The sequence below is a fragment of the Neorhizobium sp. BETTINA12A genome (genome assembly GCF_023006485.1).
In the GTDB taxonomy this organism is placed as follows: Bacteria; Pseudomonadota; Alphaproteobacteria; order Rhizobiales; family Rhizobiaceae; genus Neorhizobium.
In genome coordinates, this window is the sequence record NZ_JALBGW010000290.1 from 1 (window position 1) to 2,831 (window position 2,831).

At 60.8% G+C, this 2,831-nt stretch carries 1 protein-coding gene and 2 pseudogenes; 2 read left to right on the top strand and 1 reads right to left on the bottom strand.

The features are described 5' to 3' along the window. Positions 1 to 221 (top strand): annotated as a pseudogene (locus MOV61_RS30625) (hypothetical protein); the annotation flags it as partial. Between the two features lie 476 nt (positions 222 to 697). Here the strand turns inward: MOV61_RS30625 and MOV61_RS29395 are convergent. Further along, positions 698 to 1,975 (bottom strand): ABC transporter substrate-binding protein, encoded by a 1,278-nt coding sequence (locus tag MOV61_RS29395; protein ID WP_247139113.1) that lies wholly within the window; start codon positions 1,973 to 1,975, stop codon positions 698 to 700. 194 nt (positions 1,976 to 2,169) lie between these two features. On the opposite strand from MOV61_RS29395, the pseudogene MOV61_RS29400 reads away from it, so the two are divergent. Continuing rightward, positions 2,170 to 2,831 (top strand): annotated as a pseudogene (locus MOV61_RS29400) (hypothetical protein); the annotation flags it as partial.

The following is a 2,831-nucleotide window of genomic DNA, read 5'->3' on the forward strand; positions in this document are numbered from 1 at the left end:
CGGAACCAGAGTTGCAATTGGTGGTGCCGGGCGCGCAATTCGTTCCTCCGGCAGAACTGCCGCCGGTGCCAACCGTGCTGCTGGACGTTCCGCCGCCGGCGCTCGTTCCGCCGGTTCCGACGGTGCTGCTGGTTTGCGCGAATGCGGACAGGGTTGTGCCCGCAAGAAGGGCCGCGGCAAAGGCCGCGCGTGTGATCATGTTCATGTTTTTATCTCCTTGAGTTTCCACATGCTTCCGACCGCGACCGCGTTCCCGAAGCTGTGGAGAAAACTGGCTTCCGGCGGCGCATGTTCCCGCCTTGGGGCTTCAGTCCCATCCAGGCTTGGACCTTTGACCATGGGCGAGATCGACCAAGGTCCGGTGCGACGGGGAAAAGGCCGCGAACGCGGAACTTGGGTCGCAATCGCGGCCGTTTCAAAAGGAGGTTGAGATGGAAGAGAGCGTGTATCAGGCGCGTTGGCTGCTGATCATCATGGCTTTGCTGGTGGTCGGCATGACCACTGTCGGTGCCGCAGCCGGGTGAGCCGGCCTGAGGGCGGCTGGCGCGTGGCCCTTGGAAATTGATACCGGGGCGGGCCTTTAGCTGCCGGTCTGAGAGACAGGCAGCCGAGCACCTGTCACCCGATCGCAGCAGTTCTTACCTCAGGTCTTCGGTAAGGCATGCCGGGCTGCGTCGCCACCCGGCATGCCTGATCGTCACTTTGCCGCCAGCGCCTCGTTGATCTTGCCGGCGTCGGCCTCGAGGTTCTTGTAGGTTTCCTCGAGGCTCAATTCGCCAACGATGAGCTGGCTCATGCGCTGGACGATCTGCTGGTAGATCGCCGTCCCGCCCTTCATGCGTTCGAAATCGCGCGCGGCCTGCGGAACGTTCTTCTTATTGTCCAGAAACACCGCCATGGATGCCTTGGCGTCGTCGCTGGAGATCTTGTATTGCGGGTTCTTGATGTCCGCTCCCGTCAGGATGACATAGCTCTCGGCGATTTCGCGCTGCACCTTCTCGGAGCCGAGAAATTCGATGAACTGCGCTACCGCTTCGGGATGTTCGGTGCGTTTGAAGCCGACGATCGCGGTCGCGCCCGGCATCGCATAGCAACCCGCATCGCCGCAGGGTGCATTGATGGCCGTCCACTGGAAGGCGTTGCCGATCTTCTTCTGGAAGGGGTTCACCATCCAGTTGCCGGCGAGATAGGTGACGACATTGCCGTTGACGAACTCGTCGCCCATGTTCTTGTACTGCGAGCCGCCGGCCGCGCCCCACATTTCCTTCGGGAAACTGCCGTTCTGGGTCCAGGAATAGAGGTCGGCGATATATTTGCGCGCGCCTGCATCCGGGAAGTTGAACTTGCCGTCCTTCACATAGACCGAACCGTAGGAATAGGCACCACCGGAAAAACGGTGGCCCGACCGGTCCATAGTGAAGGGGATCTGGGCACCCGTCGCCTTTGCGACGCGGGCGGAGGCTTCCACGATCTCCTTGAGCGTCGCCTTCGGGCCGGGCAGTGGTTCGCCGGCCTGCTCGAACAAAGTCTTGTTGACGAACGGCAGGTTCAGCGTCTGGGACGCGACGTAGCCGTTGATCGACTTCGGATCGTTGATATTGGGCAGGCGGAGTTGGTTGAGGCTGTCCCCGTGGAGTTTGGCGAAGGCGTCCGGGTCCTTCATGTAGGAGCGCATGTCGAGATAATAGGGCGCGAGTTGCCAATCGGTGATCTTGGCGAGATCCGGTCCTTTGCCCGCCGCCAGCTGGACCGGCAGCTGCTTCACCACCGCGTCATAGCCGGACGATACGAAATTAATCTTGACGTCGGGATGTGACGCCTCGAATTCCTTGCTCAAGGCGGCCATGCGCTCGACATAACCCTGGTCGTCGTCGGTGAACAGGAAAGTAATGGTCTTGGCGTCCGCCATGGCCGCGCCCGAAAGAGCGAAGGCCGAGAATACGAACGCACTTATCCCGGATAGAAGTCTCTGCATTTTTCATCCTCCCAATGAAAATGTTTTCATAATTCGGAAGGTTTCCTTTTGGGTTTTCCTTCGAATTTCTCCTTTTTGAAGCTTGACAATCCAAACGTCAAGCTGTCTTGTCGCCCTAAATTCGAAACTGCTCACAAAGCTGACGTGCGAGTTTAAATTTATGAAAAGATTTTCATGATCTGAGGGAGGCAGTCATGGAGCACTCACCTGCAGCCGCAGGCCGTTCCGGCGGTGCCAGCTATCATGTCGCCCCCGGCGAAACCTTCACCGCGTGGGTCGTCTCGGATTTGCGCCAGGTGTATTTTCCAGGTGAGCCGGCGCCCGCGGAAGATCGCGTCAATTATCGCTTCATCAACGGCTTCGTCGATGTCGGCGACCTGCCTTGCAGGAAGGCCTTCCAGGCGCAGATGATCGGACGGGAAATCCGTGCCGAGCACGACTGGAAGCCGGCTTCCCTGAACCTGCCGGGACCGAACCGCCGCGTCGAGTTCACCGGCTTCTGGCACGTGCCCACCCATGTCGGCCGCTGGCTGCGCGGTAGTTTCCGCGCCGAGGCTATCCGCCACGTCCCGATGCGGCTGCGAACCTGCGGCGGCGTGCGGATCTGGGTGAATGGCGAGGAACAGGTGCGGTTCGAGCCTTTTCGGCGCAACGTCGAGAGCGAGACCGAGATCGTCCTGGCGCTGAAGGCCGGCGACAACGACGTCCTTGTGCTGACCGAAGACCTAGCGGAGCGGGACACGATCTGGTTCTTTGAGCTGGAGCTGACCGATACCGAGCCGCTGGACATCGCCCTGCCCACCGCCCTGGACCGGCAGGAGGTCCGGCGGCTCGAGCTCCTCGCGCGCGCCATCCG